This is a genomic window from Pandoraea norimbergensis (assembly GCF_001465545.3).
Classification (GTDB): domain Bacteria; phylum Pseudomonadota; class Gammaproteobacteria; order Burkholderiales; family Burkholderiaceae; genus Pandoraea; species Pandoraea norimbergensis.
Window position 1 is genome coordinate 2,602,776 of record NZ_CP013480.3, and the last position, 15,997, is coordinate 2,618,772.

Annotated in this window: 15 protein-coding genes; 8 read left to right on the forward strand and 7 right to left on the reverse strand. The window is 62.9% G+C overall.

The window, feature by feature from the left end:
- Nucleotides 1-42: 42 nt before the first annotated feature.
- Nucleotides 43-1,380 (reverse strand): S1C family serine protease, encoded by a 1,338-nt coding sequence (locus AT302_RS11465; protein ID WP_058378555.1) that lies wholly within the window; start codon nt 1,378-1,380, stop codon nt 43-45.
- A 258-nt stretch (nt 1,381-1,638) separates the two neighbouring features.
- Here AT302_RS11465 and AT302_RS11470 point away from each other — a divergent pair, with 258 nt between their 5' ends.
- Entirely contained in the window at nt 1,639-2,556 is a 918-nt protein-coding gene (locus tag AT302_RS11470) for a hypothetical protein (RefSeq protein ID WP_157125770.1), read from the forward strand.
- 70 nt (nt 2,557-2,626) lie between these two features.
- Here the strand turns inward: AT302_RS11470 and AT302_RS11475 are convergent, their stop codons facing one another.
- From AT302_RS11475 to AT302_RS11495, 5 genes are all read right to left on the reverse strand, one after another.
- The gene (locus AT302_RS11475; RefSeq protein ID WP_058378557.1) at nt 2,627-4,828 is read right to left on the reverse strand and encodes a TonB-dependent receptor; all 2,202 of its coding nucleotides are present in this window, start codon (nt 4,826-4,828) and stop codon (nt 2,627-2,629) included.
- A gap of 87 nt (nt 4,829-4,915) precedes the next feature.
- Nucleotides 4,916-5,308 carry a hypothetical protein gene (locus AT302_RS11480; protein WP_157125771.1) on the reverse strand — a complete coding sequence of 131 codons (393 nt, stop codon included), beginning with the start codon at nt 5,306-5,308 and terminating at the stop codon, nt 4,916-4,918.
- Between the two features lie 161 nt (nt 5,309-5,469).
- Nucleotides 5,470-6,450: an aliphatic sulfonate ABC transporter substrate-binding protein gene (locus AT302_RS11485; protein WP_058378559.1), complete on the reverse strand. Its 981-nt coding sequence runs from the start codon at nt 6,448-6,450 to the stop codon at nt 5,470-5,472.
- Nucleotides 6,451-6,538: 88 nt separating this feature from the next.
- Nucleotides 6,539-8,161, reverse strand: coding sequence for a glycosyltransferase family 39 protein (locus tag AT302_RS11490; protein ID WP_218918997.1), 1,623 nt, complete (start codon nt 8,159-8,161; stop codon nt 6,539-6,541).
- A 233-nt stretch (nt 8,162-8,394) separates the two neighbouring features.
- Entirely contained in the window at nt 8,395-8,820 is a 426-nt protein-coding gene (locus tag AT302_RS11495; protein WP_058378561.1) for a hypothetical protein, read from the reverse strand.
- Nucleotides 8,821-8,876: 56 nt separating this feature from the next.
- On the opposite strand from AT302_RS11495, the gene AT302_RS11500 reads away from it, so the two are divergent.
- The 4 genes from AT302_RS11500 to AT302_RS11510 all read left to right on the forward strand — a co-directional run bounded on the left by AT302_RS11500 (nt 8,877) and on the right by AT302_RS11510 (nt 11,695).
- The gene (locus AT302_RS11500) at nt 8,877-9,839 is read left to right on the forward strand and encodes an extracellular solute-binding protein (RefSeq protein WP_237172127.1); all 963 of its coding nucleotides are present in this window, start codon (nt 8,877-8,879) and stop codon (nt 9,837-9,839) included.
- Nucleotides 9,840-9,854: 15 nt separating this feature from the next.
- Complete coding sequence (locus AT302_RS11505) at nt 9,855-10,661, forward strand: molybdate ABC transporter permease subunit (RefSeq protein ID WP_237172128.1); 807 nt, start codon at nt 9,855-9,857, stop codon at nt 10,659-10,661.
- A 128-nt stretch (nt 10,662-10,789) separates the two neighbouring features.
- Nucleotides 10,790-10,945, forward strand: coding sequence for a hypothetical protein (locus AT302_RS28120; protein WP_237172129.1), 156 nt, complete (start codon nt 10,790-10,792; stop codon nt 10,943-10,945).
- 9 nt (nt 10,946-10,954) lie between these two features.
- The gene (locus tag AT302_RS11510; protein WP_257786050.1) at nt 10,955-11,695 is read left to right on the forward strand and encodes an alpha/beta hydrolase; all 741 of its coding nucleotides are present in this window, start codon (nt 10,955-10,957) and stop codon (nt 11,693-11,695) included.
- 93 nt (nt 11,696-11,788) lie between these two features.
- Here the strand turns inward: AT302_RS11510 and AT302_RS11515 are convergent, their stop codons facing one another.
- On the reverse strand, nt 11,789-13,090 hold the full coding sequence (locus AT302_RS11515; RefSeq protein ID WP_058378562.1) for an aspartate aminotransferase family protein: 1,302 nt from the start codon (nt 13,088-13,090) through the stop codon (nt 11,789-11,791).
- A 93-nt stretch (nt 13,091-13,183) separates the two neighbouring features.
- On the opposite strand from AT302_RS11515, the gene AT302_RS11520 reads away from it, so the two are divergent.
- The 3 genes from AT302_RS11520 (at nt 13,184) to AT302_RS11525 (ending at nt 15,937) form a co-directional block, all read left to right on the forward strand.
- Nucleotides 13,184-14,104: a LysR family transcriptional regulator gene (locus AT302_RS11520; protein WP_174554607.1), complete on the forward strand. Its 921-nt coding sequence runs from the start codon at nt 13,184-13,186 to the stop codon at nt 14,102-14,104.
- Between the two features lie 161 nt (nt 14,105-14,265).
- Nucleotides 14,266-14,394 (forward strand): hypothetical protein, encoded by a 129-nt coding sequence (locus tag AT302_RS28260; protein ID WP_254916211.1) that lies wholly within the window; start codon nt 14,266-14,268, stop codon nt 14,392-14,394.
- A 214-nt stretch (nt 14,395-14,608) separates the two neighbouring features.
- Entirely contained in the window at nt 14,609-15,937 is a 1,329-nt protein-coding gene (locus AT302_RS11525) for an LLM class flavin-dependent oxidoreductase (protein ID WP_058378564.1), read from the forward strand.
- Nucleotides 15,938-15,997 lie beyond the last annotated feature (60 nt).

Below are 15,997 nucleotides of genomic sequence, written 5' to 3' on the forward strand. Positions count from 1 at the left end.
CGGTGCGTGATCAGCGCGCCGGGCTGCCGTACGGCAAAACGTTTAACGAAGCAATGCCCCCGGCCCCGTGACGACGGTATCGGCGTTGCCGCCGGTGGCCGACGCACGCGGTGCCACGGCACGCTGGCCACCCGGCTGGGCAGACAGCTCGATCATTTCGTTGATCTGCACGAAGGGGCCGATGCTTTGCGCCTTCATTTTCACAACACGGTTGATCTGCGGCGCATACCAGATGGTGGCCTTGTAAGCCGTGGATTGCGGCGAGCGGCCCTGATTGCGCGTGGGCGTCTCGACCAGATTGCCGTCGAAGTCGATGCGCTGCACTTCGAATTTTCCGGCGGTGGTGAACAACGACTCTTCGGGGGCGACGCGTGCGCTCAAGCGCAACGTGCGGCCGGGTGTGCCGGGCGGTGCGTATTGCAGCTCCCACGTCTGGCCCGGCTTCATGTCGGGCCTGATCCAGCCGTTGGCGGGCATGGAGTTGTCCATTTCGCCGAGGATCGGTTGCGACATTTCGAGCAACTTGCCGTCGGCCAGCTCGACACGGCTGCCATTGTTCATGTAGAGCTTGTCGCCGTCGATGCGTTCGACCACGAGCGCCACACGGCTTTTCACGCCGGTGAAGAGATCGGTGATGGTGTATTCCCATCGGGCGCCCACCGTACCGGCCGCGGCTTCGCGGGTTTCAGCGGCACGCTTCTCGGCCGCCGCCCGGGAGGTCGCCGTGTCGCGCGCGGCCATGGCGGCGCGGCTGCGCGCGGGAAGCTCGTCGAGATAGCTGGCGGGAAGGGCGTAGTTCAGGTTCTGGTTGAGGTGGCGCGAGTCGGCCAGCACCAGCGTGGTCAGGCCAAGCAGGCGGCCGTCGACATCGAACAAGCCGCCGCCGCTCGATCCCGGGGAGATCGGCGCCGAGGTCTGAATCATCTCGATACGGTCGGCGTTATCGAGGCGCAACGAAGAGACGATGCCGTCCGAGAGCGTGAGCTCCTGACCGCTGGGGCTACCCAGCGCATAGACCTTCTGACCGACGCGCAGCGAACTCATCGGCGCGCGCGCGACGGGTGGCGCCGACATGTCTTCCACCTTCAACTGACAAATATCGCGGTCGGGATCGACCAGTTCCAGTTCTGCCAGATGCGTGGTGTTGCGACGTTGCACAACCACCTTGGTGGCACTACGAAGCACGTGGCAATTGGTGGCGAGGCGCTGCGGGGCGACAACGACACCGCTGCCCTGACCGACGCGCTTGCCGTCTTTACCGAACGTGTTGACGACCCAGACGCTGGGCGAGACCTTTTCGTAGAGCTTTTCGGCATCCAGAGCAAGGGCCGGGACGCTGAGGGTGGCCGCGAGTGTTGCGGCGAAGAGACGGTTGAGCATGTGCGAGAAGCGCCGTTCTGTGTCGGCTGTCAAAAAACTTGGGGTCAGGCGTTCTCGCCAAACCCCGGTGGAATCGCGGCGCTCTGCATGGAGCGTCCCCCTGTGGCCTGTTTCATTGGTCTGGCCACGCCGGTGCGGCAGCAATTCCGTTCTTACAGAGCGCGCCCGGTTAGCGAAGTGTACCGAAACGCGAACGTGGCGGCAAAATGGCGCGCTGAGGTATGCTATGACGCACAAAAAAATACGTACACGACTGCGATGAATACACCACAACACGGGGGATGGGGGCGCGTTGCCCTCTTGTCGTTCACCACGCTCGCCTTGAGCGGTTGCATCTCGCCAACCACTCAGATCACATCGGTTCGCGCGCCGGACTACAAGGCGCAGGTTCACCGGATCTTCGTGATTTACGACGGCCAGATGCGCTTCGGGGCCGACTTCGGCAATGGCTTCCGTCAGGAAGTGACGCAGCGGCTGGCGTCTTGCGATATCGAGTCGCAGTTCGGTCTGGTCCAGACATTGATGCTCGACACGCGCGGCGTGCAGCGCGAGATCGACAATTTCCGCCCGGATGTGGTGTTGCGCGTTCGCCCCAACGGGGGCGTCGTGCAGGGAAACTTGCCGATACGCGTGGACTTCGTGGCCGACATGGCCGACAACGCCACCGACGCGTCGGTCTGGCGTGGCGTGTTTCAGGTGCACCACGTCGGCACGCTGTACGTGTCGTACTTCGAACGCGGCGGCGTGTTTGCGACGGATCTGATCAACCGGCTCATCACCGACGGGATGATCAACAATTGCCCGATTCTCCCGCTCGATCCGGGCAATCGGCTGCCAAGCCGGGGCACGATCACGATGTCACCAAAGGCTGCGACACCGGTGGCGCCCGCGGTACCCGCTTCGCCTGCGTCACCTGCATCACCCACGGTACCGGCCAAGCCGTCGGGGACATTGCCGCAAACGCCGTCGCAATCGGCCAAATCACTGCCACCGATCGCGAACGGGGTCCCGGCGTCGCCCGCCGCGCCGGGTACCGTCCCCAGTACACCAAGCACGCAGGCGAGTCAGGCAAAGCCGGAAGCTCCGCCGCCGCCTCTCACCGGCGACGCGGTTTATCGGCCCAAGCGCTCGGTGTCGCTCGATGACCTGAACGGGTTGCTGCCGCCGGCTAAGTAGCCTCGCCCGACGACATCCGCCGCCGTGTCGCCCGCTCACGAAAAGCGAAGCGACAGCGGTGGCGTCACACTCAGAACGGCTTCGACATTGCGAGATAGAACGTGCGGCGCGGCCCGAACTGCGGCGCGCCTACGCCGATTCCCGTGCCGTCGCGCAGCTCATACACACGGTCGAACAGATTGATGACCGAGAACTTCGCGTCGAACCGGCCCAGACCGGGCAGGTCGATCTTCTGGCCCACGCCAAGGTTGACCTGAAAATACGCCGGCAGGTGCCCCGTGTTCGCAAAGCCGCTACGCAGGCCCGAGCCGAACAGAACATCGGTCGACAACAGGGTCTTGCCCCATTGGTACGACGCACCGGCTGACGCCGTCAGTTGCTGGTCGTGATCCAGATGCACCCAGTGGCTGTTGATGTAGGCAAGCTCGTCGGCGTCGAAGTTGAACTGCCCCGTCTCGATGCCTTCACCCATCGCGCGCGACACCGACACATTCAGATACGCCCCCACGTTGCCCTGACGGAAGTTGACCGTGCCTTCCAGTCCGTACACGCGCCCCTTGTCGTAATTGAACGTCGAATAGATCAGCGCATTGCCGAACTGCCCTTCGTCCTGAAGATGACGCACGTGCCGGTAGTAAGCATCGAGCCCCACGGTGATCGACGACGTCAACTGATGCGAAATCCCCAGATCGAAATAGTCCGAGCGCTCCGCCTTGACGGCCGTGTTGGCATCGGACGGCAGCGCATTGGTCGTATTCAGGAATTTGGCGACTGACGTCGTATCGATCTTCTCGGTGGCCGGCGGCGTGAAGTAGCGGGCATAGCCGGCATGCACCCGGGTGCGGTTCGACAAGTCGTACGTCAGACCCAGACGCGGCGAGAGCTGCCCCTCGTCGGTGACCGTGTTGACGTGGTCGTAGCGTGCGCCGTAGTTGATCGTCAGGCGCTCGGTGGCTTTCCACTCGTCTTGCAGGTAGAGCCCGTACGTGGTGCCCCGATCGCTCGCGTTGTCCACGATGGTGAAGGGCGTGCCGCTCGATTGCTGGCCGTCCACTGCCGGAAACACGTTCGACGTGTTGTTCACGCTGAACTGTTCCTGCTGCACGAACAGACCGAAGCGCAGCGTGTGGCGATCGTTGAGCTTGTAGCTGCTGTCGGCCTGCACGCCGTAGGCTTCATTGCGCCGGGTGATGTCGGATGCGACGCCGTTGTAGGCCAGATCGCCGAGCGGGTCGGGTGTGTAATCGACACGGGTCGTGCGATGGAACAGCGAAATCTGTGTGTCCAATTGCGGCGACAGATGGCTCTGCCACGACAACACCTGAAAGTCGTTACGTTCCTGCTGATGGGCGTTCAGGCTGGCTGAGTCGGGGATCACGCCATTGTCGAGCGTGTATGACGGTGCGACGCCCGGCAGGTTGGGAATCTGGAAACGGTTGTTGGCCGTGCCGAACATGAACGACACGCGGTTATCGGCGTTGAGCAGATACGACATCATGCCGAACGCGTTGGTCTGGTTCGTGTGATCGTGAATGGCGTTGCGATCGCCGGTTGGGTTCTCGATGCCGAGATCGTTGGCCGACACGCGGGCGCTGAAGTAGTAGGACAGCGCGCCTTTCGTGCCGTAAAGCTGGGTGTTGACCTCGCGGTCGGCATGACTGCCGAAGACGACGCCGACTTCACCGCCAAAGGCCTTGGGCGGCTCGCCGCTGTCGGCCGCCTCACCGGGGGAGCCCTTCGTGTGGATATCGACAATGCCCGCCGTGCGGTAGCCGAACTGGGCCGGTAGCGCGCCCGTAATCAGGTTGATCTGCGACGCAATGCGGGCATCGATCGCCTGACCGAAGCCACTGATCGCCTCGGGAATGATCACGCCGTCGATCCGGTACTGCAAGTTGGCGTGGTCGCCTCGCACGTGAAGTTGCCCGTAGGAGTCTTGCACCACGCCGGGCGCTTGTAGCAAGACTTGGTTGAGCGGTGTATTTGCGCCCAGCGGCAGCGTCTCAATATCGGTGCGGTCGAAGTTGTAGACCGAACTGCCCGTGTCGGGGGAGAGCGCGTTGCGCGCGGCATCGAGCCGCTTGGCCGAAATCGTGGTGCCGGACAGCGAGGCGTCGGGGGCGTTCGTGGCCGTGTCGTTGCTGGCGGGCGGCGGCGTGCTTTGCGCGTGAACGTTGACGACGAAGGCCGAGGCTGCTGCGGCAGCAATGGCGTGGCGAGTGAGCGCGGCGAACCGCGCGCTTCTGAAGCTGGTTCCGGAGTTGGCAGACATGCCGATCCTCAGTGTGCGTGACGTGTGGACGCCGTGTGGTCGAACGCGGGCTACCGAAGCGTTATCGACGACGGCGAATCTTATGGTTCAGGCGAACAACACTGAGAAGGCGGGCGGGTCGCGGTTACGGGTGGGACCCGGAGAGATCCAACGCACGCGCACGGGCGGCGCTGGCGGGTAGTGCCACTCGCGCACCGCGGCAATCTGCGCGATGACAGGAAGGCTGGTCAGCGCAACATCGACGGCGATGAGTGCAAGACATTCCTCACAGACACCATCGTCGTGCTGGCTGGCGTGCTGATCGGTGCGTGGCGTATCGACGCTGGTTTCGAATGCACCGTCGAGCGCATTGTCTAGCTGAGCGCGCGCCGCGCTGATGCCCAGCGCCACGGCCGTGTGCGCGACGATATGGCGTGCGAGCGCGGCCTGCGAGACGAGCAGGCAAACGACAAGCCATAGGGGAAGCCAGCGGCGAAACATGGGGCCGGAGCGCGCAATCGAAAACGAAGACGGTGACAGAAAGGTGCTGCCCCAAAAGGGATGCACGAGATAATGCAACTCAATTGCAATGCAACTGAGTTGCGAATTCTGTCACACTCGCGCCGGCTTTGCCAAGCGGAAAGCCGTTTTATCGTGGCGTGTCAGCCGATGGCGTTGGGCAGTGTCGCGTCCGCGACACGGATCGGGCGGGGGATGAGCTTGAGTTGCAGGAACGTGTCGGCGATGCGCTGTTGTGCCTCCAGCACCGGTTTCGAGACGGGTTTGTAGATGTGGGCGTAGTGCCGCAGTCCCTTCTCGATGATCTTCGCGTCCAGCCCCTGAATGGGGGCAAGCTTGGCGGCCGCGCCGGCGTAGTCCGCGCGAATCTGCTGACCGGTTTCGCTTAACGAGTCGAGCGTGGCCTTGATGACATCGGCACGCTTCTCGGCAAAGGTCCGCTGGCTGAGGAAGAACTGATGGTGATCGGCGGCCCCTTCGGCATTGGCCAGCAAGCGCACGGGGCTTTGTTCGAGCACGGCGGAGAAGAACGGGTCCCAGATGGCCCACGCGTCGACCGAGCCCCGCTCAAGCGCGGCGCGGGCGTCGGCCGGTGCGAGATAGACCGGCTCGATGTCGCCGAAGTCGAGTCCATGTTTGCGCAGCAGGGCGATGATGAACCAATGGACATCCGAGCCCTTGTTAAACGCGACCTTGCGGCCTTTGAGATCGGCAACAGTCTTGATCGGCGAGGTGTTGGCGACGACGACGCCCTCGGCCAGCGGCGTCGGAATCTCATAGGCGCTGTAGACGAAGTCGGCCCCGGCGGCTTGCGCAAACACCGGCGGCGCTTCTCCCACGTAACCGAAGTCGATCGCGCCGACGTTCAGGCCTTCGAGCAATTGTGGCCCGGCGGCAAACTCGGCCCACGTTACCTGCACGCCCAACGGGCGCAGTTTGGCTTCCAGCGAACCGTTTGCCTTGGCGAGCACCAGCGTGCTCGCCGCCTTCTGATAGCCGATACGGAACTTGCCCGCTTCGAAGGCGGCGCGTGCCGGCAAGGCTAAGGAAGCGGTGCCGGCCGCAGCGCATGCGCCGAGCAGCGTAAGAAATTGTCGACGAGTCGGATTGCCGGAGTGCGCCATTTGCGTTGCCCGTATCAGAAGAGACTGTGGACGTCCGATTATCCATACCGGTCTCGCACGGGCAACGAAGCGATAGTGCTTTAGATATTCAGCGCTGCGGCGCAATGTAGGCAACGCACATCGTCACCGGTTCTGCGCCGCCGTGATACGAGAAAGGGACGGTCTCGTACGCGTCGATTTCCAGATTCGGCCACTGCATGAGTGTCTTGCCGAAACCGGCCCTGCGGCACGGCCGACCCGGGTGGCCCAGCAGCATCGCCCCATGAGCGCGCACCTGCGCCTCGTCGATATCCTTCGTGTAGATGTTGGGCCGGTGTTCGGGCGACCAACGCATCAGCAGATGCGGATTGCCCGGAGCATAGAACGTCACCCACTTGGCGACATTGTCATGGCCGACGTAGCGTAGTGGCGTGTGATAACGCGTCTGCCAGCGCTGTTCCAATGCGAGACTTGCGGTCTTCAGCCCCACGAATTTCTGCCCGGCATTCCGGATATTGGCGCTCAAGAATACCGAGTAACCCGCGAGCACCAGCACGCCGGCGACCGGCAGCCAGCGCGTGGTTTTCCATAAGCGTGCGTTCATGCCGGGCCACACACACGCGACCAGCAGCGCTGGCGCGGGCACGGCAAACGGTTGCAGCCATTCGGAGATGCGGCCGCCTTCGTGCCATGTGAAGTAGAGCAGGATCGGCACCAGCGGCGGCAGCAACACGCATGCGGCGATGGCGACGGGGGCACAGGCGGGGCCCGTCGTGTTCTGCACATCGTATGGCGCTCGCCAAGGCCACGTCAGACGGCCGCCCGTCAAACGCACGATCAGCGCAAGCACGATCAGCGGATAAAACGCGCTCAGCGCTCCGCACAGCGCACGCGAGTTCAGGCGTGGCTTGATCTGATCGTCGACCCAGCGAAACGCGGCGAAGTCGTGTTGCACCAGCCAGACGATATTCGGCAAGACGATCACTGTGAAGAGCGCAAGGCCCAGCAAAAACGCCGGATGCCGGTAGTGGCGGCGTGTCTGCGGCGTCCAGAGCGTGACGATGAACATCGTGCCGAGCAGCGCAAATGTCGAGTATTTCGTCATCGCAGCCAGACCGGCGACGACGGCAAAGGCTGGCCAGAGGCGCGGCGTGTCGAACAACGCCCGGATGAACAGCCACAGCATCCACGGCCAGAGCATGACCAGCAGAAAGTTGTCGTTGTACGGGAGGATGTCGATGTTGACGGCCCCCGAGACATGCAGGGTCAACATGGCGAGCCATGCGAGACGACGGCTGCCCGACAGCCTGTGCGCAAGGTGCCAGACACCGAGCATGCCGATGGCGACGCCCGCGAAATGCGACGCGTACCAATAGAGACTCAGGGCATTGCCTTCCAGTCCCAGCGCGGGCCACATTGAGAGGCCGACAAGCCACGGATTCTTGGGCGTGCCCCATTCGGCATTGCGTGCCCAATTGAACGCTTCGACGGCGTCGAAGGGCACCGTGGGGTCGAGCATCGCGCTGACCAGCGACCAGATCACGGCATAGAACGCAACGTAAGCGGCGGGCGATCTTATGGCCGCAGCAGCGAATCGTCTGATGCGACTCGGGCGGGCGGCCATTTGCCGGGGGCGTGACGACAGATCGGCAATGCCTCCCGACGCAAAGCCGGCAGCCATCGAGGCCGAAGGGAACGCAGGTTCCGAAGCGGAGATTTGGGTTTTTCGCATGGCCGCTTGGACTCCGCGCGCGAGAACCTGTTCGTGCAGTTATGTCGCAATCCGAACTAGATGCTTCGGATTAGGAGTGTCGAGAAGTGCCTTGTTCTAATTGGACTTTTTGGCGCTTCTCTTGCCGCATATTTGCCGTTTTCGCTCACGTTCGTTCACAAACGAAAACACATCAAAACGAATGAAAACCAATGGAAACAATTCTGCGCCGCGTTTTGCCGCCCGTGTGGAATTCAATGCGTATTGTTGGCGTCGACGAGGGCGTCGACCATCAGCGCAGGATTGACGAGCCGCACGCGCTGATCGACAAAGTAGCCCCCGCCTTCCTGATAGCGCAGGTACAGACGGCTGCACTCGCGGCAGCGGCACACTTGGCTTCGGTTGTAGGGGAAGTAACGCGGTGCGATCGGTGCATCGACCGCCCAGTACGACGTGCCGTTCGGATGAAACTCAGCGAACGTGGGTTCCTGCGTGTCGTTCGGCGCCATGAGTGTCGCGATGGGTTCCAACTGGGCATCGGGCAGCGAGTTGGGCAGGCTGGCCCAACCGTCGAGCGGGGTCCGGGTGCACGAGCAGGCGGCTGTCGCAGACGGGAGATTCGCTGCCGATTGGGCGAGCGTCAGCAACGCCGTGTAATCAAGGTAGGGTAGATCGCTCATCAAAATCTAATATATGATATTCGTTATATAACAACTTATATAACGGAGTTCCGGCTGTGAAGAAGAAGTGGTTTTCTGCGCGCGTCGTCGCGACGATGAAGCATACCCTGTGTCTCACGGCGGCGGCACTGGCTGTCGCACATGCCAAGGCGGACGAGACGTTCCGTGTTGCGTACGCCGGGTCGATGGGTGTCGTGATGGACAAGGCCTTGGGGCCGGCGTTCGCGCAGCGCGAGCATGTCACGTTTCAGGGGCAAGGCGAGGGGGCTTACGGGCTGGCCCGTTTGCTGGCATCGGGTCGCTCGACGGCCGATGTCTTCGTCTCGATCACCCCCGGGCCGATGGCAATCCTCAAGGACGCGGGGTTGATCGACGAGGCGGTGCCGGTCGCCAGCACGCGCATGGTGATCGCGTACAACCCGAAGGGCCGCTTTGGTGAGGCGCTGCGGCTTGCCGGCAGCGACGCTGCGCACCCGGCTTGGTGGAAGGTGTTGCAGACACCGGGTCTGCGCTTCGGCCGGACCGACCCCGCGACCGATCCGCAAGGTCAGAACATCGTCTTCACGTTGATGCTCGCGCAAAAGTATTACGACCAGCCGGGGCTTGCCCAATCGGTGCTTGGCGATATCCGCAATCCGCAGCAGGTGTTCGGTGAGGGCGGTCTGCTCACGCGGCTGGAAGCCGGGCAGGTCGATGCCGCCTCGGGCTATGAGAGTGCTACGCGCTCGGCCAAGCTGCCCTACATCGCGCTGCCCGACGAGATCAATCTGAGCAACCCCACGTTTGCCAAGGCCTGGTACGACACAGTCGATTTCTCACTGCCCGGTGCCGATGGCAAGACCAAGACCGTACGTCCGCAACCGCTCGTGTTCTACGCCGCCAAGCTGAAGAATTCGCCGCACCCCGAGGCCGCTGAGCGATTCATCACGTTCATGACATCGACACAAGGCCAGCAATTGTTTGATGCGAATGGATATGGCAAGCCGAAGGGCGACGCGCTGTACCCGCAGCACAACTAAGCGGCGTACAAACACGTGTTGAAGTGGATCCGTGGTGCGCCACGCGCCGTGGCACATCTGGGTGATGGCATCACGTGGATGTTGCTCGCGATTCCGTTTGTCGCGCTGGTGGTGGAAACGCCGTGGCGGCATTTCAGGCTCGCCTATGGCGACTGGGATGCCGTCGCGGTGTCGCTCGGGCTGTCGTGCCTGTCGATGGCGATCGTCGTCGCGCTCGGCACACGTGTGGCACTTTGGCTGGCCACTACGCGTTCACGTATGGCGCGTGTGGCGGAAGGGCTGGTGCTCGTGGCGCTGATGACGCCACCGCTCGCGATGGGCATTCTGCTCGCGTCCGCCTATGGCCCGGTCGGCACCTTTGGCTCGCTGCTGTCGCGCGCCGGCATTCTGCTCGGCAACAACGCCCCGGCCTTCGTGCTCTCGCAGGTCTACGGCGGACTGCCTTATTTCATCCTCGCGGCGCGCGCAGCTTTCGAGGCCGTGCCGCCCGTGTTGCCGATGGCCGCCAGCACACTCGGTGCGACCCCGTGGCGTGTGTTCCGGCACGTGACGTTGCCACTCGCGCGCGGTGGCCTGACTACAGGGCTGGTCATTGCGTGGGTGCGTGTCATCGGCGAGTTTGGCATCGTGATGATCTTCGCGTACTTTCCGCAGGGCATTCCGGTCAAGCTCTACGTCAACCTGCAAAACGACGGGTTGGGTGCCGTGTATGCGCTGCTCTGGTTGCTGCTGGTGGTGGCGTTGCCGCTGCCGATCGTGGTGTTGATGCGCGCCCGTCGCAGCCACCGGCGAACCACTGGCGAGGATGACACGGTGTACTGAGCATCCACACCGATCTTCGATTCCATCCCCTGACAATCATTTCAAATGTTAATCTTTCGGGCGCCCGGCATTCAGAGCTGGGTGTTCTGCATAACTAGACAAAGTCATGATTTCCCCCAGGAGGGTATGTGTTCAAGATGTTCGGTCAAACCGGTGCGAGCTTCGCACGACAAGTGGCGACGGGTGTCATCGCCGCCGCAGCACTGAGCAGTTCGTTCGCCAACGCGAGCGAGGTGCTTTCCAGCGAGGTGTACAGCAAGAACCTGTCGCGCCCGCTCACGTAAAACGTCTACCTGCCGACGGGCTATGAGTCGTCGGGCAAGACCACGTACCCGGTGCTGTATCTGCTGCACGGCAACGATGGCGTGCGTAACGACTGGGTGGTCAAGGGCCATATGCAGTCGACGATGGACAAACTGATCAGCCATGGCGACATTCCCCCAGCCATCGTGATCATGCCGGACGCCAACACCAACTGGTATGTCGATCTGAAGGAACGCATGGAAACGGCGTTCTTCAGCGAGTTGATTCCCCACGTCGAGAAAACGTACCGCACCATTACGACTCGCGATGGCCGTCTGATCGGTGGTCTGTCGATGGGCGGCTACGGCGCGCTGCGTTACGTGCTCAAGTACCCGGAGAAGTTCAAGGCCGCGGCGCTGCTCAGCCCGGCGATCTACAACCCGGAACCGCCCAAGGATTCGTCGGCCCGCTTCGTGAAGGTGTTTGCCGAACCCAACACGGGCGGCGAGTACAGCGCGCGCGTCTGGCAGGCGAACAACTACCCGGTGTTCTTCGACGCGTTTCTGAAGAAGGGCATCAAGGTGCCGATGTACATCAACTCGGGCGATGACGACGACTTCAACATCGAGTCGGAAGCCACGCGCTTTTATGAGTTGCTGCGCGCCAACAAGCAGCCGGCAGAGCTTCGCATCGTGGACGGCAAGCACGAGTGGCCGGTGTGGTCGAGCACGCTGCCCGACGCGCTGAAGTACATCTTCCGTGACGTGCAACGCCCGCAACGTCAGGACTGAGCGACCCGTCAATCAGCTTCAACAGGCTGAAGAAAAGCCCCGTGCGCTTCGATGAAGCGAATCACGGGGCTTTTTTGCGACTGAAACAACGCGTCAGAGCGATCGCTCGATGGCCTGCCCGAGCAGTGACAGGCCGAGATCGATTTCCGCTTCGCTGACCGTGAGCGGCGGGGCGATCCGGAACACGCCGCCCATGCCCGGCAACTGCACGATGTTCATGCTCAGGCCGAGGTTCATGCATTCGCGCGTGATACGCGTGCCAAGACCATCGGCGGGTTCCTTGGTACGGCGGTCCTTCACGATTTCCATCCCAAGCAACAAGCCCCGGCCACGCACGTCGCCGATGCAATCGAAGCGTTCCATCAGGTCCAGCAAGCCGGTCCGCAGGCGCTCGCCAATGACGTTGGCACGGGCAACCAGACCATCGCGCGCCACGACGTCGAGGACACGCAGACCCACCGCAGCGGGCAACGGGTCGGAGACGTGGGTCGTGTAGAACAAGTAGCCGCGCTCGTGCGCACGTTCTTCGATCTCTGCGGACGTGACCACGGCGGCGAGGGGCAACCCGGCACCGAGCGTCTTCGACAACGTGAGGATGTCGGGCGTGACGCCGTGGTGCTCGAACGCGAACATCGTTCCCGTGCGGCCCACGCCGGTCTGCGCTTCGTCGAGGATCAACAGCATGCCGCGTTCCTCGCACTTGCGTTTGAGCGCGGCCAGATAGCCCGGCGGCAGTTCGATGATGCCGCCCGAGCTGAGAATGGGCTCCGCGATAAAGGCGGCGAGATTACCGCTTGATTGCCGATCGATCAGGTCGAAGGCGTAGTCGAGTTCCGCGAGATAGTCGTATTGACCGTCGCGCAGAAAACGCGGGCGATACGTGAAAGGAGCGGGGATCGCGAAGGAACCCACCGCCGCAGGCCCGACGCCCTTGCGGCCTGCGCTGTAGGTCGCAGACGCCGCCCCGCCCGTCATACCGTGCCACGACTGAGCAAACCCCACGATTTCATATTTGCCGGTCACGAGCTTCGCCATGCGAATGGCCGCTTCGTTCGATTCGGCCCCGGTGCTGAGCAACAGCGCGCGGTCGAGGCCCGGCGGCGTAATTTCGGCCAGCCGTGTGGCCAGATCGACCACCGGACGCGACAGCATGCCGCTGAACAGGTGATCGAGCTTGCCGGCGTATTCCGTCACGACCGACACAATATCGGGGTGGCTGTGCCCGAGGACGGCACTCATCTGTCCCGAGGTGAAGTCGAGAATTGCGCGCCCGTCCGCGTCGTAGACAAAGCTGCCCTGCGCACGCTCGATGATCGCGGGTTCGAACGTGCCGCCGTAGCGGATCAGATGTTGCCGGGCGTTCTGCCAAAAGGCAGCGTCTTGGTTCTTGGACACGCGGGATCTCCGGTAGGCGAACGACGAAAGCGAACGAGAAGGGCATCAATCGCTTGCAGTCTAAGCAGCGCTCTGCTTTCATAGAAGCGAATAATGCTAATAAAAGATAGAAGGAAATCTAATATCTTGAGCCTCTCACTGGACATCGATCTGCTGCGCTCGTTTGTCGCCATCGCGCAAGCGGGCTCGCTGAGCCGCGCGGCGCAGCGCATTGCCCGCACGCAGTCGGCGCTGAGCCAGCAGATGAAGCGGCTGGAAGAAGTCGTTGATCAGCCGCTATTGCAGCGCACGGGCCGTGGCGTGGTGTTGACGGGGGCCGGTGAGCGCTTGCTCGGTCACGCCCAGCGCCTGCTTCGGTTGCATGACGAGGCGCTGGCCGACATAACGGGGAAGGGCCTGAGCGGCACTCTTCGGTTTGGGTGTCCCGACGACTACGCCGCCGCGTTCCTGCCCGATCTGCTGCGCCAGTTCGCCAGCCAGCATCCACAGGCGCTGGTCGAGGTGATCTGCGAACCGACGCCACGGCTATTGGAGCAACTGGCGCGCCACGCACTGGATCTGGCGCTGATTTCGCTGCCGGACACTTTATCTCCTGGCGCCGTTGCCGACGACATCATCCGTCGCGAGCCGCTGGTCTGGATCGGCAGTCCGGGGCTCGAAGCCGCGCTTTTTGATCCGCTGGTGCCGCGTGAGCCCGTGCCGTTGGCGTTATCCGACCCTGACACGCTGGACCACATCGCCGCCTGCGAGGCCCTGCAAGCGGCGGGCGTGCCGTACCGTGTCGCCTATGCGAGCAGCAATCTGGCCGGGTTGACGGCACTGGCGCGTTCCGGACAGGCGCTGGCGGTCATGACCCAGACGGCGGTGCCTGCGGACCTGCATGTGTTGAACGGTGTTCCCGGGCTGCCGCCGTTGCCGTCGGTCGGGATTACGGTAAAGTTCGACCGGGCCCGCCCGAATCATCTGTCGCAGGCGTTTGCCGACCACATCCGCCACACCCTGCCGATGTTGTAACCGAAGGTAAAAGACGTCGGCGATGGCCCCGGCGGGCGGCATTTGTTGGACAATTGCGGGTTGTCTCAGCGCGCGTCGGCGTGTCTGGTTGTTTTGTTGAAGCGCGAGCGTCCGTTTCCCGGAAACTCGTTCCCCATCAGTTCTGTATCGAAGAGGTCGATATGCTGTCGCGTTGCCTGGCGTTTTTCTTGTTGGTCGGTTCGTTGTTCGCGCTCGCGGGCTGCAATACGGTGGATGGCGTCGGCCAGGATATCTCGGGTGCTGCACGCACCGTGAAGAAGGCCCTCTAAGCCGTTCTGAAGCTGTTGTTGTATCTGGCGGAACGGCGATTGCCAACGTGAATATCTTAATGAAAAGCCGTTGGTTCCGTTTCGCTGAACGCATGCCTATAGTCGCTGCCACGGTTGTGTAGACGAATGCGCGAGCCCGCCGAGGTGCGGGTAGCGTCGTCTTGCTGCCGGCATCGGGCCGCCCGGCCCGGTGAGTTCACCGACGGCAGGCACGATGGCAAAACGCGCTCATCTCAATTTGTTCATTCACGGCCGCGGCCACCATGAGGCCGGCTGGCGTCATTCGGGCGCGACGCGCCTGCCGCTGACCGATATCGACTATTTCGCCGGGCTTGCGCAAACCGCAGAGGCCGGGCGCTTCGATTCGGTATTTCTCGCCGATGCGCTGGCGCTTGCCGAAGCCGCCGAGCATGTTGCCACTGCGCAACTCGAACCCATCACGACCCTCGCTGCGTTGGCTTTCGCCACGCGGCATATCGGGCTGATTGCCACAGCGTCGACCACCTACACCGAGCCGTTCAATCTGGCGCGTCAGTTCGCGTCGCTCGATCACATCACCAAGGGCCGCATTGGCTGGAACATCGTCACGTCATGGGTCGGTGCCGCCGCCAAAAACTTCGGGCTCGATCAGCCGATCAGTCATGCCGAGCGGTATGCCCGTGCGAACGAATATCTCGAGGTCGTGACCGGCCTCTGGGATAGCTGGGCCGACGACGCCATTGTCGACGACGCCGCCACCGGCCGTTTCGTCGCGCCGGGCAGGGTGCGCAGCATTGATCACCGGGGCGATTACTACCGCGTGGCGGGGCCGCTCAATCTGCCGCGTTCGCCGCAAGGCTGGCCAGTGCTGGTGCAGGCGGGATCGTCCACCGATGGCAAGGCGTTCGCCGCGCGTTATGGCGAAGCGATCTTTACCGCGCATCTGACGAAAGCATCGGCGCGCGACTTCTATCGCGATCTGAAGTCGGCGGCCGAAGCGCGTGGACGGCGAGCCGATCAGGTCGTGATCCTGCCCGGTCTGAGTGCCGCGATTGGCGCGACCGATGCCGAAGCCGTGGCGCTGCTCGAAGAACTCAACGGCCTGACCGACATCAGCGTTGGTCTGACCCGGCTTTCCGACCGCTTTGGCGGCTACGACTTTTCACGTCTGCCGCTCGATCAGCCGCTCTCGGTCGATGACTTCCCGAACCCTGCCACCGTGCAGGCGGCGAAGAGCCGGGCGGAAGTCATCGTCGGCCTCGTCGCACGCGAGCGGCCGACGTTGCGCCGTCTGCTTCATCAACTCGCGGGGGCGCGCGGGCACTTCACGTTAGCCGGCTCGCCCGAGCGCATTGCCGACGTCATCGAAGACTGGATCGACGATGGCGCGGCGGACGGCTTCAATCTCATGCCCCCGGTATTGCCTGCCCAACTCGATCTGTTCGTCGAGCACGTGGTGCCGATCCTGCAACGTCGCGGGCGGCTTCGTACGGAATACGACACGCGCACGTTGCGCGAGCACTACGGGCTCGAACGCCCGGAGAACGGTCACTTTTCACGCTGAACTCACGCTGAATTCATGAAACACCCCGTCTGTACGGGGGCCGCAAGCATTTCAAGGTTT